This is a genomic window from Brevundimonas sp. FV1ps31S, assembly GCF_058681265.1.
The window spans coordinates 3,128,827-3,149,197 of record NZ_CM178735.1; the positions used below are offsets into that span (position 1 = coordinate 3,128,827).

Here is a 20,371-nt window from a genome sequence, read left to right on the forward strand (position 1 = left end):
CGCGCGGCGCGGTCAAGGGTGACGGCGAAGGAAAGTCGGGGCAGAACATCCCCATGACCGAGACCCAGCACCTGTCCCGCCCCGACGGCGAAACCCTGGCCTTCAAACGCGTCGAGGGCCACGGCCCGACCGTCATCTGGGTCGGCGGCTTCCGCTCGGACATGGAGGGGACCAAGGCCCTGGCCCTGGACGCAACGGCGCGCGACCGCGGCTGGAACTTCGTCCGCTACGATCATTTCGCCCACGGCCAGTCGTCGGGCGACTGGCGCCGGGCCACGATCGGCCGCTGGCGCGAGGATGCGATCGCCCTGATTGACAGCCTGTCGGGACCGGTCATCCCCGTCGGCTCGTCTATGGGCGGCTGGATCTCGCTGTTGGCCGCCGCAGCCCGCCCTGAACGGATCAAGGGTCTGGTGCTGGTCAATCCCGCCCAGGACTTCACCGAACGGCTGATGTGGCCCGGTCTGGCCGACCACGAGCGCCAGGCTATCCTGCGCGAGGGCGAGACCCAGATCGTCGAGGACGGTCTGGGCGAATACGTCCTGACCCGGCACATGTTCGAAGAGGCGCGCGACTGGCTGCTGCTGGACGGGGTCATCGACATCGCCGCGCCGGTCCACATCCTTCAAGGCCGCGCCGACGACGTGGTGCCCTGGCGCCACCAGGTCGAGCTGATCGAGCGGCTTAAGGGCGGCGATGTCCGCCTGGACCTGATCGAGGGCGGCGACCACAGACTTTCGACGCCTGCAGACCTCGACCGACTGTCAGCGGCGGTTGAGGCGATGCGGGGGTAACGCCCTCGCCCGCCGCCCTCCGTCATCGTCATTCTCCGGGATGTGGCGCGCCGCCGAATCGCCCGGTCAGCCCGCGAAGAGCAACTCGCTGGAAGCGAGAGCCTCAGACTGAAATATCGAGCACCACGCCTTGGGTCTTGCCCTTTTTGCTCGCCTCTTCGACAGCGGTTCTTATGGCTTCCTCGATCATCTTGGCGATGATCTCCTCGATCTCGGACTCAACCGACGCGCGCTGCTCCTCGGGCAAGGCCGCCAGATCGTCCTCGGTCAGCTTCTTGTCCTTGAGAAGCTCCTGACGGATCTTGTCCTTCAGCTTTTCGAGCCGTTCCTCCTGCGCCCAGACCTGCAATCCCTTCTCGCGGATCTTGTCCAGATCGCGATCCAGAGTGGAGGCAGGCTTTTCCTGCCGGGCCAGATAGGGTGTTCCCGCCGTGCCCATGGCGCCGAGGAAACCGCTAACCGATGAAATCGACATGACAATCTCCTCCCGCACGGACCGCCTAAGCGACCCCTGCGGGAAAGGACTGCAACCTATATGCCGAGATCAGTCCTTGGGCGTCTCGGCCGGGGCTTCGTCCGTCTTCGGTTCCGAACCCGGCTCGGTCACGACGATGGTCTCCGGCGGGGCGGATAGTTTCGACAGGTCGCCGCCGGCGCGCAGGACGTCCAGGGCGCGTTGCAGCTGGTAGTCCTTCTCCTTGTCGAAGTCCTTGCCCGGCGCCTCATAGGGGGTGTGCGGCCCCTTGCGTTCGGCGCCGATGGAGGCGTCCAGGGCGGTGGCGTAGGCGGCTTCGGAGTAGATGAAGCTGGAGCGCGAGACGATCCGGGCCTCGGCCTCATTGCGGGCGACCTCCAGATCCGGCTCGATGCCGATCTTCTGGATCGAGGCGCCGGACGGGGTGTAGTAGCGAGCCGTGGTGATCGACAGGGCGCCGTCGCGACCCTGGCGCAGCGGGATCACCGTCTGGACCGATCCCTTGCCGAAGCTGGTCAGGCCGACGATGGTCGCCCGCTCATGGTCCTTCAGGGCGCCGGCGACGATTTCGGACGCCGAGGCCGAGCCGTAGTTGACCAGGACCACCACCGGCAGGCCGCCGGTCAGGTCGCCGGGCTTGGCCGAATAGCGCTGGATCTGCTCAGGCTTGCGGCCGCGCTGGCTGACGATCTCGCCGCGCTCCAAGAAGGCGTCGGACACGTCGATGGCGGCGTTCAGCAGACCGCCGCCATTGTTGCGCAGGTCCAGCACATAGCCCTTCACGCCCGGCTTCTCGGCCTTGATCTTAGCGATGGCCTCGGTCAGTTCACGGCCGGTGTTCTCGTTGAAGGTCGAGACGCGCAGATAGCCGAAATCGCCCTCGACCCGGCCGGTGACCGACTGGACCTTGATGATCTCGCGGGTCAGGACGACCTCGCGCGGCTCCTCGCCGTCGCGCAGGAAGGTGACGCGAACGCTGGTGCCGGCCGCGCCGCGGAGCTTCTCGGACACCTGGGTGACGGTCAGGCCGGCCGCGTTCTGGCCCTCAATGGAGGAAATGACGTCGCCTGCCTGAACCCCGGCCTTGGCGGCGGGGCTTTCGTCCATGGGCGAGATGACCTTCACCATGCCGCCTTCGGAGGTGATGGTCAGGCCGACGCCCGAATATTGACCCTCGGTCCGCTCACGCAGCTCGTCATAGTTGGACGGCGGCAGATAGTTGGAATGGGGATCAAGCGCCGTCATCATGCCGGCCAGGGCGGCCTCGATCAGCTTCTTGTTGTCGACAGGAACCACGTAGGCCTGCTCGACGATGCCGACCACGTCGCCGAACAGTTCCAGCATACGGAAGGTTTCGTTGCGGGGCGTCTGGCTGGTGGCGACGGCGGCCGAGCCGCCGAGAACCAGGGCGGCGCAGCCGACGAGGAGCAGTTTACGCATTCGGTCTCTTTCGGTCGGGCCGATCATGAAGGGCGCCCGTTGGGAGGGTAAGGCCTCGCAGACACGACGGAATCGTGGCGGCGCGGCGTCATGGGGATAAAATCAGCGTCAGGGCGGATTGCAAAGCTCTATTGCGGGTCATCGCAGCCAGGGACCGGGGTCGATGGGGCGTTCCTCGCGTCGCAGCTCGAAATAGACGTCGCCGTCGGGGCCGCTACGGCCCAGGGTCTGGCCGTCGGCGACGCGAGCGTCCGGCGTCACCTCCACGCTTTCCAGCCCTGCGATCACCGCCCGCCAGCCGGGGCCGAGGTCCAGGATAACCACCTGGCCCCAGCCGGTCAGAGGTCCGGCATAGGCGACCTTGGCGTCGGCAGGGGCGGTGACGGCGGCCCGGTCCGCGCGCCAGCGCCAGCCCGAGGTTCCGGCTCCCCAGGTCTGACTGGGCGCGCCCTGGACCGGCGAACTGAGACGGCTACGCCCTGCGGGAAGACGGGCGGGGGCGGCTTCTGCCGGCTCGGCGGCGGGTACGGCGCCTCCCAGGTCGCGGATCCGGTTTTCCAGCACGCCGGCGGCCCGCTCGGCGGCGCGGGCCTCCGCGTTCAGGACGGCGGTCAGAGCGGTCTTGCGTGCGGTCAGGCCCTCGATCTCGGCGCGGCGGTCGCCCTGGGCGCTTTCGGTGGTCAGCAGCCGCTCGGACGACAGGACCGCAAGGCGTCGGATGCGCATGATCTCGGCCTGGCGGTCCGCCAGGGCCCGGGCGCGTTTTTCCAGGTCAGGCGTCATGGCCTTCAGCAGGATGGAGGCGCGCACGGTGTCGACCGCCTTATCCGCAGGAACCAGAAGGGGCGGCGGCGGGCGACGGCTCATCATCTGCAGGGCGCTGAGCAGCCGGCCCTGGGCGCCGCGCTCGCGGGCCAGATCGGCGACCAGTTCAGCCTCGCGCGCGCTGAGCTGCTGAAGGCGGGCGCGCTGATCCTCGATCTGGCGGTCGTCGGTCTGTTCGTCAGCGCGCAGCGCGGCCAGGCGCCGCTCGAGCTGGGCCAGTTCGTCCTTGGCGGCCTCGGCGTCGGCGCGCAGGCGGCGGGCCCGCACGGCCTCGTCTCGATATTCGGCCTGGATGCGCGCCAGTTCGCTCTCGGGCGCCTGCCGGCCCGCGGCAGGGGCGGCGAGGACGAGACCCGTCAGCAGGGCGAGGGAAAGTGTGGCGGCGCGACCCATGTCAGTCGCGATGATAGGGTGATCCGGCCAGGATGGTAACCGCCCGATACAGTTGTTCGGCCAACATGGCGCGCGCCAAGGCGTGGGGCCAGGTCTGGGGACCGAAGGCCAGGGTCGAGGACGCGGCGGCGCGCACGCTCTCGTCCAGCCCATCGGCTCCGCCGATGGCGAAGACCAGCCGGCGTTCGCCCTGATCGCGCAGTTTGGCGACATGGTCGGCGAAGGCGCGCGAGGAATAGGTCTTGCCGCGCTCGTCGCAGGCGATCAGGTGCGCGCCTTCGGCGGCGGCGAGGATCAGCTCGGCCTCCGGCGCCTTGCCCGGCTTGCGGGCCTCGAGGTCTATCAGTTCGAGGGGACCGAGGCCCAGCGCGCGTCCCGCAAGGGTGGCGCGCCGGGCGTAGTCGTCGGCGAGCGTCGCCTCAGGCCCCCGGCCCGGTCGGCCGATGGCGACGATGCTCAGCTTCACGGTCCTAGTCGCGGACCATGCGGTGGGCGGAATCGACCGCCCAGATCTTCTCGATATTGTAGAAGGTGCGCACTTCCGGGCGGAACAGGTGCACGATCACGTCGCCGGCGTCGATCAGGACCCAGTCGCAGTGCGGCAGGCCCTCGACCTTGGCCTTGCCCAGACCCTGTTCCTTCAGGGTGCGCAGCAGGTGGTCGGCGATGGCGCCCACGTGACGGTGCGAACGGCCGGAAGCGACGATCATGGTGTCGGCCATGGCGCTTTTGCCCTTGAGGTCGATCAGGACCATGTCCTGGGCCTTGTCCTCGTCGAGGCGGCTCAGCAGGGCTTCTTCAAGCGGGGTCGATCCGATCGGGCGCGGGGCGGAATCGCCGAACGCCAGAGGGGATTCAGATCCGTCTTCGGAATGGAGAGGTTCGATAGCATCCATCTCGTGCGCCGTGTTCGAAACGGCGGCGTCTTGCGTATCATACGCGGGCGAGGGGGTCAGCGGAGGGCTCCGGGAGCGTTGACTAAAGCAGTCCTCTAGCACGAATGGGCCGGAACGTGAACCGCCGCCCCGATCACGAGCCTGCGCGTCGCCCTTTCGCCGTTCGGATCGCCGTCGAGGACAGGGGATTCAACGGCGCCGTCAGATAGGTCCAGGCCGGCGCCGCGAGAGTCGGCAACAGGCCCGCCTGCGGGGCTGGAATACGGAAACCGGCGAAGCGCGCGGCCGCCGGCGCCGTGCGGCTGTCCAGCAGCGAGCCGGGCCGGGCGATCACCGCCACGGGCATCAGCCGCATGATGTCGGTCCAGCCTCTCCAGCGGTGGAAACTGGCCAGATTGTCCGACCCCATCAGCCAGACGAAGTGGACGCCGGGATGCCGGGCCGCCAGCAGGCGCAGCGTATCGACGGTCCAGGCTGTCCCGGCGCGGCTCTCGAAGTCCGAGACGATCATCGACGGGCCGTGGGCATGTTCGCGCGCAGAAGCCATGCGGTCGGACAACGGGGCGCTATGGCGGGCGTCCTTCAGCGGATTCTGCGGCGAGACCAGCCAGACGACCCGGTCCAGGCCCAGGCGACGCATCGCCGTCTCGGCCACATGGGCGTGACCGTCGTGGGCCGGATTGAAGGAGCCGCCGAACAGGCCGACCTTCATCCCCGGCGTCAGGATCAGACCGTCTCGCAAGCCCCCGGTTCGGGGACCGGCGCCTTTGGGCGCGGGACCGGCGTGAAAGAAGGACAAGCGGGGCGTCTCGGGGGAGTTATGCTCAGCGGCGCCCTTATCATGGCGGGCGATGGTCCGCATACCGATTTCTCCCCCGCGAACGGACGCCGCCCCGATCTAGACGGCGGCCTCGAACAGGGCGTCGCGGGCGACGGCGGCGTGGGTCATGGGGAAGAGGTGGCCGGCGCCGGTCACGACCTCGACCTTCACATGATCCAGACCTCGGGGCGACGTGGGGACGAAGGTCAGGGCGCCGCGTTCGGCCTTCAGAATTCGCATGGGCCCGGGATAGCGGCGCAGGGCGCGCCAGGGATCGTGCGCCTGGGCCGCATAGTTGGCGGCCTCCCAAGCGGGATCGGCGGCGAGCCTGTAACCCTCGTCCGTCTCGACCAAGCCTTCCGACAGATAGTCAGCCAGGACCATGTCCGGCCAACCCTGGAAGGCGCCGCGCCCGCGATAGGCGGCCAGGGCCTGCTCGCGGCTGTCGAACAGGGCCCGACGGCGGCGCGTGGCCTTGGCTATGGGTATGCCCGCCAGCAGGCGATGGGCAAAAGGCAGGTTGAAGATCAGGAAGGTCGAGCGTTTCCAGATCACCGGATCGAACAGGACCAGGCTGGAGACCCGGTCGGGGCGTTCCGCGGCCGCCAACAGCGAGGCCGTGCCGCCCATCGAATGGCCGGCGAGGACGACCGGAGGGCCGTCCAGGGCGTCCAGCAAGGACAGGAGGTCGTCGCGATGATCCAGCCAGCTGGCCTTGGGCCGGGCGAAGATCGGCAGGCTGGAGCCCCCGTGGCCGCGAAGATCCGGCGCCCAGATGCGCAGTGAGGCGGACAGGGGCGACAGCATGGTGCGATAGGTGGCGGCGTTGAAGCCGTTGGCGTGGGAAAAGACCAGATCGACCGGCCGTTCGGGATCGCCGAAATCCAGTACCGACATCAGGCCGCCGCCCCAATGATTTTCAATGGGGACGCTGAGCCGGCGCGGGGCTGACATCCGGGCGACGTCCATGATCAGCCCGCGTCGCGGCAGGCGGCGCACAGGCCGTGCGCCTCGATCGTGGTGCGGGCGATCGCATAGCCTGCAGCGGCTGCGGCGGCGTCGATGACGCCCTGGTCCGGCCCGCTGATTTCACGGGTAGAGCCACAGCAGTCGCAGATCAGGAAGGCCGCGGCATGGCCAGCCCCTCCGTCGTGCCCCACGCCCACATGACCGGCGCAGGCGACATAGGCGCTGATCGAAGCGATCCGGTGCGCCATGCCCTGGCGTTCCAGAAATTCGAGGGCGCGATAGACGGTGGGCGGCTTGGCGGCCTGGCCGTCCTCGCCGAACCGAGCGATCAGATCATAGGCCTTAACCGGCTCTCCGGTCTGAAGCAGAAGCGACAGGACGCGCCGGCGCGGCGGCGTCATCCGCTCACCGGCCAGCCCAATCCGCGATTCCGCCGCCTCCAGCGCGCGGGTCAGCGCCGCGCCGTGCAGGCCCGAATGATCGTGATCATGATCGCAGTTGGAGCTCATGCGCCACAGCTAGTCGCTGGCCGCCTCCGCCGCAACAGGACACGATCGACGCCTGGGGCGTGCAGGCGTTTGCCGCTGGAGCGGGCTTGGGCTAGAAGGCCCGCCTCATTCCATTCCAGAGTGCCTGGCTTCTCATGACCGACACGACCAACTCGCCGCTCGAAGGCAATGTCCTCTTCTACACCAACCCCGAGCCGTTGGATCCGGCCCTGCACGCCACGCTGGGCGTCAATCCGGCCGAGAAGCCCTACGCCTTCGTCGGCCAGACAAACGTCGTGCCGCTGACAGTGACCGAGTTCGCCGCCGCCGCCCTGTCCTATCCAGTCATCTTCACCGGCGACAATCGCCAGCCGGTCGTGGTGATGGGCCTGCGCCAGGGTGAGAACCTGTTCGTGGCGGCTGATGGCGAGTTCCGTCCCGACGCCTATATCCCGGCCTATGTGCGCCGCTATCCGTTCGTCTTCGCCGACGACAAGCAGAACCAGCGCCTGATCCTGTGCATCGACCGCGGTGCCCCGATTGTCGCCGAAGGCGGCCAGAACCCGCTGTTCGTCAACGGCCAGGCCAGCGACTACACGACCATGGCGATGGAGTTCTGCAACAACTTCGAACAAGAGCGCCAGCGCACCGAAGCCTTCGTCAAGCTGATCCAGGACCTGGACCTGCTGGACGTCCGTGAATCCGTCTTCACGCCGCGCAACCCGGACGGCACGCCCGGCGCGCCGCAGAAGCTGGCTGAATATTACGCCGTCTCGGAAGACAAGCTGAAGGCCCTGCCGGCTGAGAAGCTGGCCGAGCTGCGCGACAACGGCGCCCTGGGCCAGATCTACGCTCACCTGGTGTCGCTGCTGGGCTGGGACCGTCTGATCGCCCTGGCCTTCCTTCGCCAGGCGCCCTCCACGGTCAACTAAGACCCCCGACGTCGAGAACAGGCGCCCCGCCGGTCCGCCGGCGGGGCGTTTTTCGTTTCAGCGTCGTGCGAACAGGGCCCGGGTCAGGCAGGAGAAGACCAGTCGCCCCGCCTCGTCCAGCAGGTCGTGCGATGCGATCACGATCCCCTTTTCATCGCCGACCGGATCCTTGCCCATCACCGTCATCCGGCCGCGCAGCAACTCGCCCGGCGGCGGATTACGCATGAAACGAAGGCCGTCCACCGCCAAGACCTTGGTCTGGGCCCACCCCCCGGACTTCTCGGCGGCCAGACGGCTCCACAGCACATAGACCATGGCGTCCGGCGCGCCGTAGGCGGTGTCCCAACCGGGCGCGAAACGTTCGACGAAGACGTCCAGCGCCGCAGCATCGACGGCGCAGGCGCCCAAAGGCACCACCTGCCCTGTCTCCAGATCCTCATAGTGGACGAGCAGGGGGTCGCTCATGGCAATCCTTCAGGCGGGTTCTTCGGAAACGCGGACCAGCAGCTTGCCGTCGTGATCGCCGGTGAACAAGCGGTTCAGCGACTCCACCGCCCCCTCCAGCCCGTCATCGACGTGGACCTTCCACTTCACCTTGCCTTCGGCCAGCCACGGACCCATTTCGGCGACCATCTCCCGGGCGCGGTGGGCATAGTCGAGCACCAGGAAACCCCGGACGTTCAGGCGGTGGGTGATGAGGCGCGCAAAGTTCGGGGACGGCGGCGCCTTGGTTGCATTATAGGAAGACACTAGGCCGCACACGGCCATTCGGCCATGGACCTTCAACCGGTTGAAAACGGCGATCATGATGTCGCCGCCGACGTTTTCGAAGTTCAGGTCGATCCCGGCCGGCGCCAGACGATCCAGCGCCGCGCCGACATCCTCATTCTTGTAGTCGACCGCAGCGTCAAAACCGAGTTCGTCGGTCAGCCAGGCGCATTTCTCCGGGCCGCCGGCGATGCCGATGACGCGACAGCCGCGCTGTTTGGCGATCTGGCCTGCGATGGAGCCCACCGCCCCCGCCGCCGCCGAAATGACCAGCGTCTCGCCCGCCTGGGCCTTGAGGACGTCGGTGACGCCGAAATAGGCGGTCAGACCGGTCATGCCGAGTACGGACATGTTCGCCGTCAGGGGCAGGCCCGGCGCGCGGTGGACGGGACGCAGGCCGGTGTCCGTGACCACCGCGTAATCGGCCCATCCGCCCGAGGTCGGCATCACCACGTCTCCCACCTTGAACCGATCGGACCGACTGTGTTCGACCACGCCGAGCGTGAGGCCGCGCATGACCTCGCCCAGGCCCACCGGCGGCAGATAGCCCTCGGAATCGTTCATCCACGTGCGGTTCGTCGGGTCCAGCGACAGATAGACGGTGCGGACCAGGACCTCCGAGTCGTTCAGCGCCGGGATCGGGCTTTCGACCAGTTCGAGGTCTCCCGGTCGGATCAGTCCCCGGGGGCGTTGGCGCAACACCCACTGGCGATTGGTTTTGCCGTTCGAAGTCATGGGCTTTCTCCGCGCGTTTTCTTTATGAACCATCCTGACCCGGTCGCTCTCTGCGGTCGAGATCAAATTCCAAAGAAAAAAAGCGGCCCTCTGGCCGCGTGATCCAAAGAAAAAGGGCGACCCGTCCGGGCCGCCCTTGAAGTGGCATCATCGAGAATGAGGCGCGGAGGCGGCCGATTGGCTTTCGCCAATCTCAAGTCGGGGGGGCGTTGCCGCCTCCGCACGCCGATAACGGCGAGCCGATGCAGTGGTTCCCGGCCCGTGGGTTTTTTCGCGCTTCACGCGAGCCGGCACGCACAACACCGCTCGGTGGAACGTCCCCTGTCACCCCGCGTTGAACGCAACCAGAACAGAAACACAGGCGGAAAGCGCAAAGATGACCCAGCAAGATCCCCACTCCAACACGCCGGAAGTCCATACTCTGCGACCAATGGACGCCAAATCGACCCGTCAGGGCCGGTCGGGGACGCGGATTCTGTGGGTGCTCGGCGTCTCGGCCGGGGCGGCAGCCCTCCTACTTATGGCGATCTGGTTCTTCAGCCAGGGCGGACTTTCCGCCACCAACGCCAATGACGGCGACCAGCCGGTTGATGTCCGAGCCTTCCAGGACGACGCCGCGACGCCGCCCGCTGCCGATGCGCCGACGGGTCCGGGCGGCGAGGCCCGCCCCGCGCCCACCGGTCAAACGCCCAACGTCAACGCGCCGACCGCACCGTCAAACTGACGCGAAAAAGGCCCCGTCGCACACTACGACGGGGCCCCTCTCGCCAAGCGGCGAGAATAATCAGGCTGCTTCCTTGTGGCGTGACGGATGGAAGAAGAGCGCTTGGCTGATCGCAGCCTTCACCGTTTCCGGCTGGAAGGGCTTGGTGATCAGGAAGGTGGGCTCCGGCCGCTCCCCGGTCAGCAGCCGCTCGGGGAAGGCGGTGATGAAGATGACCGGGACGTCGATATTCTTCAGGATTTCCTTCACCGCATCGATGCCCGACGAGCCGTCGGCCAGCTGGATGTCGGCAAGGACCAGTCCCGGCTTGTGACGGGCGACGGCGTCGACGGCTTCCTCGTGCGTGGTGGCGGCTCCGGTCACCCGGTGCCCCAGTTCCTTAACGAGGCTTTGAATATCGGCGGAAATGATGGCCTCGTCCTCGATCACCAGGACGTCGGTCGCCAGTTCGGCGTCAATATCAGACTGGGCGTCCGCAATGAGACGCTCGACATCGCGTGCGTCGGCCGAGAGGATCTGAGCCGCTTCGGACGGCGTGAAGCCCTCCAGCGCCGTCAGGAGGAAGGCCTGTCGGGACCGGGGCGCGATGCGAAGCAGTCGGCTCGAAGCATCGCTGCCCATCTCGGCCGCGCCTCCGTCCTCCAACTGCGCCCCGGTCGAGGACCAGATGGCGTGGAAGACGTGATAAAGGGCGACCCGGGGGGTCATTTCCGGAGAGAGCTGCTGCTCGCCGGCCGCCAGAGCCTCAAGGGCGACCCGAACGTAATTGTCACCAGTCGCCTGATCGCCGGTCAAGGCCCGCGCATAACGACGGACATAGGGCAGGTGCGGCGCGAGTCTAGCCAAAAGGCTCATATAGGTAGTCCCCGACAAAATTTGCTGAACCGTCCCGCTGGACGCAGCCTTACGAGGAAGCGAAACGTTCCAACCCAGCCTGGGTTCCAGCCTCGCGACAAGCTTGGCCATTTATTCCGGTAAAGTGAGGAACCGGGCGGCGGGGGCGGCGTTATGGCATCTGCATTTCTGCACTGCAGTTGGGTGGGCGGTGTTCTGTCTATGATCAATTCTTCCGACTCCTCGCGGCGCAAAGGCGTCGAAAAAGCGGGGGAGGCGGGGCTCGAGGAAGCTCGGCTTCGCCAACAAGCCATCGGCGTCAAGCTACGCCACATGTTCGATGAGGTCGTTAACGAACCCGTGCCAGATGAATTCCTGGACATTCTGAAGCGCGCTGACGCCAAGTCACCGGGCGGTGGTTCATGAGCTCCGCACGCCTGGGCGCCGCGCCGAAGCCCGCCTCTGCGGACGATGAGGGCTTCAAGCGCGAGTTGGTCCAGCTGATTCCCCATCTGCGCGCCTTTGCACGCACCCTCACGGGCGATCCGACGGCAGCCGACGATCTCGCGCAGGACGCGATGATGAAGGCTTGGGACGCGCGGGCCAGCTACCAGATGGGCACCAACATGAAGGCCTGGACCTTCATGATCCTTCGCAACCAATTCTACTCCGAAAAGCGTCGATCCTGGCGGCAGTCGCAGCTGGATCAGGAAGCGGCCGAACGAACCTTGGTGGCGGTTGACGATCCGGAGGCGCCGGTCGCTCTCGACGAGTTGCGTCAGGCGCTGAAGACCCTTCCCGAAGAACAGCGGGAAGCCCTGATCCTGGTCGGCGCGGGGGGCTTCGCCTACGAGGAAGCGGCCGAAATTTGCGGTTGCGCTGTGGGAACGGTCAAGAGCCGGGTCAGCCGCGCGCGCAGAGCGCTTCAGGCGACGCTCGAAAAGGGTGGGTACGGCCGTGACGGGAAGGCTGCGGGAGACGCCATGCGCTCCATTCTGGGTGAGGCCGACAGACTGGCCGGCGCCAGGTCCTGATCGTCGGTGACCGTGTGGTCCAGATCTGGCGAAGCCGGCGCACGGCCTCGCCCAAGCCGGAACTGGAACAGGGCTCGATTCCAGGGAATCCGCTTCCGTCTTGGCACGGCCATGGCCCTGGCTCTGCTGCCGTTCTTCATCCTGATCCTGATTCAGACCCAAGCTGACTTCGGGCGCCAGGCGGAGAATCGCAAGATCGACCTGCAACTCGCCGCCGAGCGGAGCGCCGGCGACGCCAAGGCGCGGTTGGACGGCGCCCAGGTGCTGCTTCGCGCGCTCAGTCCGGACGCGCTTGGCCCCTATTGCGCTCCACGCCTCTCGGCTCTGGTTGAACGACTTGAAGGGTATGAGGGTCTTTATCGCCTGAACCAGACCGGCGAGGCCGTCTGTTCGTCCGGGCGACCGGACGGCTTTCGCTCCGGAGTCGCTCCTGCGGGACAGTCGGACTGGTTCAGGCGTCTGAGACAGGGCGAGGACATGGTTGTGGTTCGGGCTCCTGCAGGCGCAGGCTATCCTGCGGCCCTGATCATCGCCATCCGCGCCGAGCGCCCGATGGGACGGTTCGACGGCGCCATGGCCGCCGTCATACCCCTGTCCGTTCTTCAGCCGGACATCCGCGACCCTGCACTGCCTTCGGCGTCAGAGGCCGCTCTGACAGACAGCGCCGGGCGTCTTCTGGTCGCCAGCGACCCCTCCGCCTTCCAGCTGGCGAACGGCGAAGACATGTCGGGCTGGGTCGCCCGCGCGCGAGACGAGGGTTCCGCCGTCTTCGCGGCCACCGACAGCAGGCGCCAGCGCCGCGACTACGCCGGCGCCGTACTGGCGGGCGGCGACCTCTACGCACTGTTGTCAGCGCCGGCGCCCGGACTGCTGTCCTGGGCGAGGCTCAATCCAATCGGAACCTTGCTGCTGCCGCTGGGCGCCTGGCTGACCGCCTTCGCAGCGGTGATGCTGTTGTCGGAGCGTATCTTCATCCGCTGGCTCGATTACCTGGAGAGGATCGCGGGTCTGTATGCCAAGGGACGGTTCTCCGTGCGTCCGCTTCAGGCGATGAACGCCCCTTCCGAGATCCGCACCATGGCCAGGACCCTCGACGAGATGGCCGAGGCCATCACGATCCGTGACCGCGAGCTGATGAACTCCATTCACGAGAAGGACGCGCTGATGCGCGAGATCCATCATCGGGTGAAGAACAATCTCCAGATCATCTCATCCCTGTTGTCGATGCAGCAGCGGGCGCTCACGGACGCCCCGGCGAAGGCCGCCCTTGGAGACACGCGCCAACGGATCTCGGCCCTGGCTCTGATCTACCGCACCCTCTATCAGAGCGAAGATATCCGCCATGCCGACGCTCGCGACTTCCTGACCGAACTGGTTGGGCAGCTGATCGCCAGCGAGGCCGGTCGCGGACCGATCGTGGTCAGTTCCGTGGACGCGGATTCCCTGCTGGTCGATCCTGACAAACTGGCGCCCCTGGCTCTGTGGCTGGTCGAGGCCGTCACCAACGCCCAGAAACACGCCTTCGCCGGACGCGGCGGCGTGCTGAAGGTCCGGTTCAGGGTCCAGGGTGAAACCTCCATCCTGGAAGTCGAGGATGACGGTCAGGGCGGATTGATCGGTGCGGAGGCCGGGGTCGGCCGAACCTTGATGGGCGCCTTCGCCAAACAGCTGCGCGGCGGGGCCGAGTTCGTCGAGGCGGAGGGCGGCGGAGGCGTTGCTCGTATGACCTTCGCCACACCCGAAGCCCTGTCGCCCGCAGACGCCGCAGACGCCGCTAAGGGCGCAAACGGAACCGGAGCCGTGTCGCCGCGTTGATAGGGCAAGACCGACAGACTCCCATGTCGGCTCAACCGGAGCTTTCTCATGCGCAAGATTTTCGTACTGGTCGCCGCCGCCGCCGCCCTGACCACTGCCGCCTGCAACACGGTCGAAGGCGTGGGTCGTGACACCCAGGCTGCCGGCTCGGCCGTTTCGAGCGCTGCTCAAGACGCCAAGAACTGATCGTTTGCGGCTATGGCCGCATGATCGACACTTGCAAGGCCCCGCATCGTCGGGGCCTTGTTCGTTTCAGGACCTCATCAGGAGATTTCCGTGAACCAGACCGCCCGGAACGCCGGCCTTGCCCTGCTTCGCCAGCACGCGCTGATCGCCGGCGAGCCGGCGCCGGCCAACGGCGGAGGGATCGCGGTTGACGATCCTGCGACGGGAGAGATCATCGGCCATGTTCCCAACTTGGGCGCCGCCGAGACCGAACGCGCCATCCAGGCCGCAGCCGACGCCTTCCCTGACTGGTCCCGCTCGGATCCGCACAAACGCGCCGCCTTCCTGAGAAAATGGGCCGAGCTGATCGAAGAGAATGTCGAGGGCCTCGGCGCCCTGATGGCGCTGGAGAACGGCAAGCCGTTCGAGGAGGCCAAGGGCGAGGTTGTCTATGCCAACGGCTTCATCAAATGGTTCGCCGGAGAAGCCGAGCGGCTGATCGGCGAGACCCAGGACAGCCCGCTGGGCCATCTGCTGCTGACCTATCGCGAGGCGGTGGGGCCGTGCGCGCTGATTACGCCGTGGAACTTCCCGGCCGCCATGCTGACCCGCAAACTGGGACCGGCCTTCGCGGCCGGCTGCACCGCCGTGGTCAAGCCGGCCAGCCAGACCCCCTTCACGGCCATCGCCCTGGCCGAGCTGGCCTATCAGGCGGGCCTGCCGGTCGGGGCTCTGTCGATCGTGACGGGCGAGGCCTCGGTGATCGGCAAGGTGCTGACGGAAAGCCCCCTGATCCGCAAACTGTCCTTCACGGGGTCGACCGGGGTGGGTCGGAAGCTGGCCGAACAGTGCGCTCCAACGCTGAAGCGGGTGTCGATGGAGCTGGGCGGCGCCGCGCCCCTGATCGTCTTCGCCGACGCGGATCTGGATCTGGCGGTGGCTGAGACCATCAAGGGCAAGTTCCGCAACTCGGGCCAGACCTGCGTCTGTCCGAACCGGGTCTATGTCGAACGGTCGGTGTCTGAGGCCTATGCCGAGAAGCTCGCGGCCCAGGTGGCGAAGATCAAGGTCGGCCCGGCCTTCGACGATGGCGTCAAGGTCGGCCCGCTGATCGAGGACAAGGCCATCGACAAGGTCGAGAAGCATGTCGCGGCGGTGAAGGCCGACGCCGGCCGAGTGCTGACCGGCGGGTCACGTCATGAACTGGGCGGCCGTTTCTTCCAGCCGACCGTGACCCTGGGCGGAAACGATGAACTGTTTCGCGAGGAAGAGACCTTCGGCCCGATGATCCCGGTCTTCCCCTTCGACAGCGAGGACGAGGTTCTGGAGAAGGCCAACGCCAGCGAGTTCGGCCTGGCGTCGTATCTGTTCACCCGCGACCTGGACCGGGCGATGCGGTTCAGCCGCCGCATCGAGGCGGGCATGTGCGGGGTCAACACCGGCCTGATCTCAACCGCCGTCGCCCCGTTCGGCGGGGTCAAACAGTCCGGCTATGGCCGCGAAGGCTCGATCCACGGCATAGATGAGTATGTGGACGTGAAGACGGTGACCCTGGCGTTGAGGTAGGGTCAGGCAAGGGCCCAACCGGCCGCCGGGTCGTCATCCGACGACGCCGGGCGGCGCCGGGCCGAAGGACGCGGGGGGCGTGTCGTGCGATAGCGTATCCGACGCCGGACTGAGGCGCGCCATTGATCCGCCTTCGAGCCGACCATCCCGCGAATGACCCGGACGCGGGCGTTCGCCGCGATCAGGCCGACGGCCGCCAGCACCTCGACATAGGCCAGCACATCGCCAGCCATGAACAGCGCCATCTCCAGCGGCAGAAGCTGAAACAGCATCACCGCACCGATCACGATGATCGCGGTGCGCAGGGCGCCGCGCGACATCACCCGAAGGGTCGTGTTCACGACCAGACCACGACTGCCTGCATGAAGGGCGCTTGCCAGGCCGACGCAGGCGAGAAACAGCGGAAGAAGCGGCGTTCCGCCCGCCAGGACGCCCGGCGCAGCGATCATGGCAAGGCCCAGGGTCAAACCCAACCAGATGAAACCGTCGCGATCCATGTCATCCTCGAACGAAGCGTCGCCGTTCGATCTGGGAACCACCGGTCAGACCGGCAAGACCCCGCGCTTGACTACCGACCGCATGGCCACGCTGGAGGAGACACGGTGGACGCCGGGCAGCCGCGTCAGTGTCTTGGCGTGGACCCGTTCCAGATCATCGACGTCGCGCACCACCAGCCGCAGCAAATAGTCTGCGCCCCCGGTCATCAGATAGCATTCCATCACCTCCGGCGCGGCGGCGACCGCCTGTTCGAAGGCGCTCAAAGCCGCCTCGGACTGGGACGACAGGGTGACGGTGACGAAGACGCTGATGGGGAGGCCCACGGCGCGTTCGCTGATCACGGCGGCATAGTGATCGACCACCCCCGCCGCCTCCAACGCCCGCAAACGACGCAGACAGGCGCTTTCGGACAGGGCCACCTGACGCGCCAGATCGGCGTTGGTCATTCGGCCGTCCTGCTGCAGCAGCCGGAGCATTTTCCTGTCGGTTCCGTCAATTTCGACGGCAGAAACAGTCTTCATTAGCTCACTCCATCGCAGAGACTGCGCATTTATGGCGATTAGGTGACGAAATGAACAGGATTCTGCGTCCGGCTCGGCGCTATATGTGAAGGAACGGCGATCCGCCCGCAGGGACGGACGCTCCCACCATTTCCGGAGAGGCTCCCTATGCGTGTCGGCGTTCCCAGCGAAATCAAGAAGAATGAACACCGGGTGGGCCTGACGCCGACGGCGGTGCGCGAATATGTGGCCCACGGCCATCAGGTCTCGGTCCAGGCCGGGGCAGGCCTGGGCGCCGGCTTCACCGACGCGGACTATGAAAAGGCCGGCGCGACCCTGGTCGCCGACGCCGCAACGATCTTTGCGAACAACGACATGATCGTGAAGGTCAAGGAGCCGCAGAAGGTCGAGTGGGAGATGCTTCGCGAGGACCAGATCCTCTACACCTATCTGCACCTGGCCCCCGACCCGGAACAAACCAAGGGACTGCTGGCGTCGAAATGCGCCGCCATCGCCTATGAGACCGTCACCGACGCGCGCGGCGGCCTGCCGCTGCTGGCCCCCATGTCGGAAGTGGCGGGGCGGATCGCCGTCTTCTCGGCCGCCGAGACCCTGCTGAAGCACAACGGCGGCATGGGTCTGCTGTTCTGCGGCGTGCCGGGCGTGGCACCGGCGCGGGTGCTGGTGCTGGGCGGCGGCGTCGTCGGGCTGAACGCGGCCCGCATGGCCATGGGCCTGGGCGCCGAGGTGGTGGTGCTGGAGCGGTCGATCCCGCGCATGGCCTATATCGACGAGATCACCGGCGGCCGGGTCATCACCCGCTATTCCTCCATCGGCGCGATCGAGGAAGAGCTGGTCAAGGCGGACGTGGTGATCGGCGCCGTCCTGGTGCCGGGCGCCTCGGCTCCCAAACTGGTCAAGCGCGAACATCTGAAGACGATGAAGCCCGGATCGGTGCTGATCGACGTGGCCATCGACCAGGGCGGTTGTTTCGAGACTTCGCACGCGACGACCCACGAGGACCCGACCTATGTCATCGACGGCGTGGTTCACTATTGCGTCGCCAACATGCCGGGCGCCGCCCCGCGCACCAGCTCCGAGGCGCTGAACAACGCCACCCTGCCCTTCGGCCTGGCCTTGGCCGACAAGGGTCTGGACGCCCTGAAGACCGATCCCCACCTGGCGCGTGGCCTGAACGTGCTGAAGGGCGAGATCACCTATCCGGCCGTGGCCCAGGCCCTTGGCCTGGAATGGAGCGATCCGTTCGGCGTCTGGGCGCGCGGCTGATCTAGACCGTCAGGGAGACCCCGGCCGCGCCCAGATCGCGGCCGGCGCTCTCGACCGCCCGCACGGCCTCGGTTGCAGCGTGCGCAGCCTCGTCGGCGTCCTGGCGCAGGGCGGGGTCGGTCTCGGCCTGGTGCTGCGCCCGTTTCGCCATGGTCTTGATCTGGTTCGCCAGATTGCGGACGTCCGACAGGAAGTCGCGATCTTCCTGCTGCGCCGCCCCGCGTCTTGACTGCTCAGCGGCGCGCGCCTGGGCTTGGGCAGCCATGCGCTGATACGGATTGTCTTCAGACTTCGTGGTTTCAGGATCGTTTTCGCCGTCGCCCTCGCTCCCTGACGCCTCCGCATCCTCGTTCCCGGACGGGGCGGGAGGCTCCGCCACGACGGGCGTATCCGTCGGCGCGGTCTCGGCCGCGCCGACGCCGGAGCCTGCCGACGGCGCCGCCTCCGCATTGGCGGCAGTCGCCGAAGAACCGACGTTGGCGCCTGTCTCCGCCGGCGCGCCACTCGACCCGCCGTACATCTTGACCGCTGACTTCAGCTCCTTCGCCAACTGGGCCAGCAGCTTGGGATCGACCGAGCCGCTCATCTGCAGCATGCGGATGCGAGCCTTGATCTGGTCGATCTTCTGCTTGGCGGCCGCCTTGCGCCGTTCCTGGCTCTCGTTGGCGGCGGCGCTGTTGCGCCGCTTCAAGCTTTCAACAGCAGAGCGCGCATCGCGCAGCTTGGCCTCAGCGCGCTCCTGCGCCTGTTTTTCGCGCTGGGCCCGGCCCTCGGCCAGGACAGTGGTCATGGATGTCGAGCCGGACACATTCATGACCGAGAATCTCGTCTGCACCGCTTAATGCTCCATGAACACCACGGCGCGGGAAGGAAGCCAGACAGCAAACGACAGGTTGCGACGACAGGAGCGGTCATCTAGCTCTGAAGCATGATCCTGTTCGCTCTTCTCGCCGCCCTGACAACCGCCCAGGCCACGCCTTCGGCGCCGCCTGTGGTCTGGGAAACCCCGCCCCGCATTGAAATGCCCGCCAAGTCGCTTGAGACCGGCGTAAAATCCGGCGTCGTGGTTCTCCGGTGCGACTTCACGGCCAATGGTCTCCCCACCAACTGCCTGATCGTGTCCGAGACACCGGTCGGCCAGGGTTTCGGCCGCGAGGCCCTGCGCGGGGTCAGAACAGGCAGGGCTCAATCCGGCCCGCCAGGGATGCGCGAAATCACCCTGACGTTCGAGACACGCTGAACCGAAGGTCACGCCTGTAATTCGCCGTCGTCTTGCGGCATAAGCCCGCGATGAAGTTCCTCGACCAGGCCAAGATCTATATCCGCTCCGGCAACGGCGGCGCGGGCTCCGTGTCGTTTCGACGCGAGAAATTCATTCCCAACGGCGGCCCCGACGGCGGCGACGGCGGCAAGGGCGGCGATGTCTGGATCGAGGCGGTCGATGGGCTGAACACCCTGATCGACTATCGCTACCAGCAGCATTTCAAGGCCCAGACCGGCCACCACGGCCAGGGTCGCCAGATGCACGGCGGCAAGGGCGAAGACGTGCATCTGAAGGTGCCGGTCGGCACCCAGGTGCTGGACGAGGACAAGGAGACCGTGCTCCTGGACATGGACACGCCCGGCAAGATCGAACTGCTGCTGAAGGGCGGCAACGGCGGTTGGGGCAATGTCCGCTTCAAGGGCCCGACCAACCAGGCGCCGACCTACGCCAACCCAGGCCAGGACGGGCAGGAACGCTGGATCTGGCTGCGGCTGAAGCTGATCGCCGATATCGGTCTGGCGGGTCTGCCGAACGCGGGCAAGTCCACCTTCCTGGCGGCCGCCAGCGCCGCCAAGCCCAAGATCGCCGACTATCCCTTCACCACCCTGGCGCCGAACCTGGGGATGGTGGACCTGTCGCCGTCCGAGCGGTTCGTCATCGCCGACATCCCCGGCCTGATCGAGGGCGCCAGCGAAGGCGCGGGCCTGGGCACTCGCTTCCTGGGTCACGTCGAACGCTCGGCCAGTCTGATCCATCTGATCGACGGCACCCAGGACGATGTGGTTGAAGCCTATCGGATCATCCGGGGCGAGCTTGAGGCCTATGGCGAGGGCCTGGCCGACAAGGCCGAGATTCTGGCCCTGAACAAGATCGACGCCCTGACGCCTGAAGCCCGCGAGGAGAAGGCCGCTGAACTGGAGGCCGTCGCGGGTCGCCGGCCCATGCTGGTGTCCGGCGTCTCCGGCGAGGGCGTGCCCGCCCTGCTGCGCGCCGCCTGGGCAGAGGTGAAGAAGACCCGAGGCGCCCTGGCCGGCGACAGTGACACGGACCAGACCTCGGGTTGGCAGCCGTAGCGTCGAAGCGCGGGGTGTGACGCGCGGACCGCACCGGCGGATTTCGCTTTCGAAGTCGCCCGGCGATCAAGCGCAC

Annotated in this window: 25 protein-coding genes; 11 read left to right on the forward strand and 14 right to left on the reverse strand. The window is 66.9% G+C overall.

What is annotated here, in order from left to right:
* Positions 1-53: 53 nt before the first annotated feature.
* Positions 54-794, forward strand: a complete 741-nt coding sequence (locus ACVPT3_RS14955) for an alpha/beta fold hydrolase (protein WP_492041647.1) — start codon at positions 54-56, stop codon at positions 792-794.
* 103 nt (positions 795-897) lie between these two features.
* Here the strand turns inward: ACVPT3_RS14955 and ACVPT3_RS14960 are convergent, their stop codons facing one another.
* The 8 genes from ACVPT3_RS14960 to ACVPT3_RS14995 form a co-directional block, all read right to left on the reverse strand.
* Positions 898-1,269 carry a hypothetical protein gene (locus tag ACVPT3_RS14960; protein WP_492041648.1) on the reverse strand — a complete coding sequence of 124 codons (372 nt, stop codon included), beginning with the start codon at positions 1,267-1,269 and terminating at the stop codon, positions 898-900.
* 69 nt (positions 1,270-1,338) lie between these two features.
* Positions 1,339-2,709, reverse strand: coding sequence for a S41 family peptidase (locus ACVPT3_RS14965; protein WP_492041649.1), 1,371 nt, complete (start codon positions 2,707-2,709; stop codon positions 1,339-1,341).
* A 138-nt stretch (positions 2,710-2,847) separates the two neighbouring features.
* On the reverse strand, positions 2,848-3,927 hold the full coding sequence (locus ACVPT3_RS14970) for a murein hydrolase activator EnvC family protein (RefSeq protein ID WP_492041650.1): 1,080 nt from the start codon (positions 3,925-3,927) through the stop codon (positions 2,848-2,850).
* A 1-nt stretch (position 3,928) separates the two neighbouring features.
* Entirely contained in the window at positions 3,929-4,393 is a 465-nt protein-coding gene (gene rlmH, locus ACVPT3_RS14975) for a 23S rRNA (pseudouridine(1915)-N(3))-methyltransferase RlmH (RefSeq protein WP_166622028.1), read from the reverse strand.
* Positions 4,394-4,397: 4 nt separating this feature from the next.
* Complete coding sequence (gene rsfS, locus ACVPT3_RS14980; protein WP_492041651.1) at positions 4,398-4,823, reverse strand: ribosome silencing factor; 426 nt, start codon at positions 4,821-4,823, stop codon at positions 4,398-4,400.
* Between the two features lie 133 nt (positions 4,824-4,956).
* Positions 4,957-5,685 carry a nicotinate-nucleotide adenylyltransferase gene (locus ACVPT3_RS14985; RefSeq protein ID WP_492041652.1) on the reverse strand — a complete coding sequence of 243 codons (729 nt, stop codon included), beginning with the start codon at positions 5,683-5,685 and terminating at the stop codon, positions 4,957-4,959.
* A 36-nt stretch (positions 5,686-5,721) separates the two neighbouring features.
* Positions 5,722-6,612: an alpha/beta fold hydrolase gene (locus tag ACVPT3_RS14990; protein WP_492043835.1), complete on the reverse strand. Its 891-nt coding sequence runs from the start codon at positions 6,610-6,612 to the stop codon at positions 5,722-5,724.
* Between the two features lie 2 nt (positions 6,613-6,614).
* Complete coding sequence (locus ACVPT3_RS14995) at positions 6,615-7,121, reverse strand: transcriptional repressor (protein ID WP_492041653.1); 507 nt, start codon at positions 7,119-7,121, stop codon at positions 6,615-6,617.
* Positions 7,122-7,255: 134 nt separating this feature from the next.
* Between ACVPT3_RS14995 and ACVPT3_RS15000 the strand changes: the two genes are divergently transcribed.
* On the forward strand, positions 7,256-8,032 hold the full coding sequence (locus ACVPT3_RS15000; protein WP_492041654.1) for a SapC family protein: 777 nt from the start codon (positions 7,256-7,258) through the stop codon (positions 8,030-8,032).
* 57 nt (positions 8,033-8,089) lie between these two features.
* Here ACVPT3_RS15000 and ACVPT3_RS15005 read toward each other — a convergent pair whose 3' ends face one another.
* Both ACVPT3_RS15005 and ACVPT3_RS15010 read right to left on the reverse strand, forming a co-directional pair.
* Positions 8,090-8,497, reverse strand: coding sequence for an acyl dehydratase (locus ACVPT3_RS15005; RefSeq protein WP_492041655.1), 408 nt, complete (start codon positions 8,495-8,497; stop codon positions 8,090-8,092).
* 9 nt (positions 8,498-8,506) lie between these two features.
* Positions 8,507-9,535 carry an NADP-dependent oxidoreductase gene (locus tag ACVPT3_RS15010; RefSeq protein WP_492041656.1) on the reverse strand — a complete coding sequence of 343 codons (1,029 nt, stop codon included), beginning with the start codon at positions 9,533-9,535 and terminating at the stop codon, positions 8,507-8,509.
* Between the two features lie 376 nt (positions 9,536-9,911).
* Between ACVPT3_RS15010 and ACVPT3_RS15015 the strand changes: the two genes are divergently transcribed.
* Entirely contained in the window at positions 9,912-10,259 is a 348-nt protein-coding gene (locus ACVPT3_RS15015) for a hypothetical protein (protein WP_492041657.1), read from the forward strand.
* Between the two features lie 60 nt (positions 10,260-10,319).
* Here the strand turns inward: ACVPT3_RS15015 and phyR are convergent, their stop codons facing one another.
* Positions 10,320-11,114, reverse strand: a complete 795-nt coding sequence (gene phyR, locus ACVPT3_RS15020) for an anti-anti sigma factor/receiver protein PhyR (protein WP_492041658.1) — start codon at positions 11,112-11,114, stop codon at positions 10,320-10,322.
* A 201-nt stretch (positions 11,115-11,315) separates the two neighbouring features.
* On the opposite strand from phyR, the gene nepR reads away from it, so the two are divergent.
* The 5 genes from nepR (at position 11,316) to ACVPT3_RS15045 (ending at position 15,673) form a co-directional block, all read left to right on the forward strand.
* On the forward strand, positions 11,316-11,519 hold the full coding sequence (gene nepR, locus ACVPT3_RS15025; protein ID WP_492041659.1) for an anti-sigma T factor NepR: 204 nt from the start codon (positions 11,316-11,318) through the stop codon (positions 11,517-11,519).
* Positions 11,516-12,127, forward strand: coding sequence for a sigma-70 family RNA polymerase sigma factor (locus ACVPT3_RS15030; protein WP_492041660.1), 612 nt, complete (start codon positions 11,516-11,518; stop codon positions 12,125-12,127). The genes nepR and ACVPT3_RS15030 overlap by 4 nt, the downstream gene beginning before the upstream one ends.
* A gap of 111 nt (positions 12,128-12,238) precedes the next feature.
* Positions 12,239-13,942, forward strand: coding sequence for a sensor histidine kinase PhyK (phyK, locus tag ACVPT3_RS15035; RefSeq protein WP_492041661.1), 1,704 nt, complete (start codon positions 12,239-12,241; stop codon positions 13,940-13,942).
* A gap of 48 nt (positions 13,943-13,990) precedes the next feature.
* Positions 13,991-14,128, forward strand: a complete 138-nt coding sequence (locus tag ACVPT3_RS15040; protein WP_492041662.1) for an entericidin A/B family lipoprotein — start codon at positions 13,991-13,993, stop codon at positions 14,126-14,128.
* Between the two features lie 90 nt (positions 14,129-14,218).
* A complete protein-coding gene (locus tag ACVPT3_RS15045; protein WP_492041663.1) occupies positions 14,219-15,673 on the forward strand; it encodes an NAD-dependent succinate-semialdehyde dehydrogenase in 1,455 nt (484 codons plus the stop codon).
* Positions 15,674-15,675: 2 nt separating this feature from the next.
* On the opposite strand, the gene ACVPT3_RS15050 is transcribed toward ACVPT3_RS15045, so the two are convergent.
* Together ACVPT3_RS15050 and ACVPT3_RS15055 are read right to left on the reverse strand one after the other, a co-directional pair.
* Positions 15,676-16,170, reverse strand: coding sequence for a hypothetical protein (locus ACVPT3_RS15050; protein ID WP_492041664.1), 495 nt, complete (start codon positions 16,168-16,170; stop codon positions 15,676-15,678).
* 45 nt (positions 16,171-16,215) lie between these two features.
* Positions 16,216-16,692 carry an Lrp/AsnC family transcriptional regulator gene (locus ACVPT3_RS15055; RefSeq protein WP_492027246.1) on the reverse strand — a complete coding sequence of 159 codons (477 nt, stop codon included), beginning with the start codon at positions 16,690-16,692 and terminating at the stop codon, positions 16,216-16,218.
* 147 nt (positions 16,693-16,839) lie between these two features.
* Between ACVPT3_RS15055 and ald the strand changes: the two genes are divergently transcribed.
* The gene (gene ald, locus ACVPT3_RS15060; protein WP_492041665.1) at positions 16,840-17,958 is read left to right on the forward strand and encodes an alanine dehydrogenase; all 1,119 of its coding nucleotides are present in this window, start codon (positions 16,840-16,842) and stop codon (positions 17,956-17,958) included.
* Position 17,959: 1 nt separating this feature from the next.
* Here the strand turns inward: ald and ACVPT3_RS15065 are convergent, their stop codons facing one another.
* On the reverse strand, positions 17,960-18,748 hold the full coding sequence (locus tag ACVPT3_RS15065; protein ID WP_492041666.1) for a hypothetical protein: 789 nt from the start codon (positions 18,746-18,748) through the stop codon (positions 17,960-17,962).
* A gap of 138 nt (positions 18,749-18,886) precedes the next feature.
* Here ACVPT3_RS15065 and ACVPT3_RS15070 point away from each other — a divergent pair, with 138 nt between their 5' ends.
* The gene (locus ACVPT3_RS15070) at positions 18,887-19,198 is read left to right on the forward strand and encodes an energy transducer TonB (RefSeq protein WP_492041667.1); all 312 of its coding nucleotides are present in this window, start codon (positions 18,887-18,889) and stop codon (positions 19,196-19,198) included.
* A 50-nt stretch (positions 19,199-19,248) separates the two neighbouring features.
* Positions 19,249-20,295, forward strand: coding sequence for a GTPase ObgE (gene obgE / locus ACVPT3_RS15075; RefSeq protein WP_492041668.1), 1,047 nt, complete (start codon positions 19,249-19,251; stop codon positions 20,293-20,295).
* Positions 20,296-20,371 lie beyond the last annotated feature (76 nt).

What these genes read in the sequence shown, in the direction of transcription:
- ACVPT3_RS14955 (WP_492041647.1), top strand. Translation starts at nt 54, where the DNA reads ATGACCGAGACCCAGCACCTGTCCCGCCCCGACGGCGAAACCCTGGCC.
- ACVPT3_RS14960 (WP_492041648.1), bottom strand. Translation starts at nt 1,269, where the DNA reads ATGTCGATTTCATCGGTTAGCGGTTTCCTCGGCGCCATGGGCACGGCG.
- ACVPT3_RS14965 (WP_492041649.1), bottom strand. Translation starts at nt 2,709, where the DNA reads ATGCGTAAACTGCTCCTCGTCGGCTGCGCCGCCCTGGTTCTCGGCGGC.
- ACVPT3_RS14970 (WP_492041650.1), bottom strand. Translation starts at nt 3,927, where the DNA reads ATGGGTCGCGCCGCCACACTTTCCCTCGCCCTGCTGACGGGTCTCGTC.
- rsfS (WP_492041651.1), bottom strand. Translation starts at nt 4,823, where the DNA reads ATGGATGCTATCGAACCTCTCCATTCCGAAGACGGATCTGAATCCCCT.
- ACVPT3_RS14985 (WP_492041652.1), bottom strand. Translation starts at nt 5,685, where the DNA reads ATGCGGACCATCGCCCGCCATGATAAGGGCGCCGCTGAGCATAACTCC.
- ACVPT3_RS14990 (WP_492043835.1), bottom strand. Translation starts at nt 6,612, where the DNA reads ATGGACGTCGCCCGGATGTCAGCCCCGCGCCGGCTCAGCGTCCCCATT.
- ACVPT3_RS14995 (WP_492041653.1), bottom strand. Translation starts at nt 7,121, where the DNA reads ATGAGCTCCAACTGCGATCATGATCACGATCATTCGGGCCTGCACGGC.
- ACVPT3_RS15000 (WP_492041654.1), top strand. Translation starts at nt 7,256, where the DNA reads ATGACCGACACGACCAACTCGCCGCTCGAAGGCAATGTCCTCTTCTAC.
- ACVPT3_RS15005 (WP_492041655.1), bottom strand. Translation starts at nt 8,497, where the DNA reads ATGAGCGACCCCCTGCTCGTCCACTATGAGGATCTGGAGACAGGGCAG.
- ACVPT3_RS15010 (WP_492041656.1), bottom strand. Translation starts at nt 9,535, where the DNA reads ATGACTTCGAACGGCAAAACCAATCGCCAGTGGGTGTTGCGCCAACGC.
- ACVPT3_RS15015 (WP_492041657.1), top strand. Translation starts at nt 9,912, where the DNA reads ATGACCCAGCAAGATCCCCACTCCAACACGCCGGAAGTCCATACTCTG.
- phyR (WP_492041658.1), bottom strand. Translation starts at nt 11,114, where the DNA reads ATGAGCCTTTTGGCTAGACTCGCGCCGCACCTGCCCTATGTCCGTCGT.
- nepR (WP_492041659.1), top strand. Translation starts at nt 11,316, where the DNA reads ATGATCAATTCTTCCGACTCCTCGCGGCGCAAAGGCGTCGAAAAAGCG.
- ACVPT3_RS15030 (WP_492041660.1), top strand. Translation starts at nt 11,516, where the DNA reads ATGAGCTCCGCACGCCTGGGCGCCGCGCCGAAGCCCGCCTCTGCGGAC.
- phyK (WP_492041661.1), top strand. Translation starts at nt 12,239, where the DNA reads ATGGCCCTGGCTCTGCTGCCGTTCTTCATCCTGATCCTGATTCAGACC.
- ACVPT3_RS15040 (WP_492041662.1), top strand. Translation starts at nt 13,991, where the DNA reads ATGCGCAAGATTTTCGTACTGGTCGCCGCCGCCGCCGCCCTGACCACT.
- ACVPT3_RS15050 (WP_492041664.1), bottom strand. Translation starts at nt 16,170, where the DNA reads ATGGATCGCGACGGTTTCATCTGGTTGGGTTTGACCCTGGGCCTTGCC.
- ACVPT3_RS15055 (WP_492027246.1), bottom strand. Translation starts at nt 16,692, where the DNA reads ATGAAGACTGTTTCTGCCGTCGAAATTGACGGAACCGACAGGAAAATG.
- ald (WP_492041665.1), top strand. Translation starts at nt 16,840, where the DNA reads ATGCGTGTCGGCGTTCCCAGCGAAATCAAGAAGAATGAACACCGGGTG.
- ACVPT3_RS15065 (WP_492041666.1), bottom strand. Translation starts at nt 18,748, where the DNA reads ATGACCACTGTCCTGGCCGAGGGCCGGGCCCAGCGCGAAAAACAGGCG.
- ACVPT3_RS15070 (WP_492041667.1), top strand. Translation starts at nt 18,887, where the DNA reads ATGATCCTGTTCGCTCTTCTCGCCGCCCTGACAACCGCCCAGGCCACG.
- obgE (WP_492041668.1), top strand. Translation starts at nt 19,249, where the DNA reads ATGAAGTTCCTCGACCAGGCCAAGATCTATATCCGCTCCGGCAACGGC.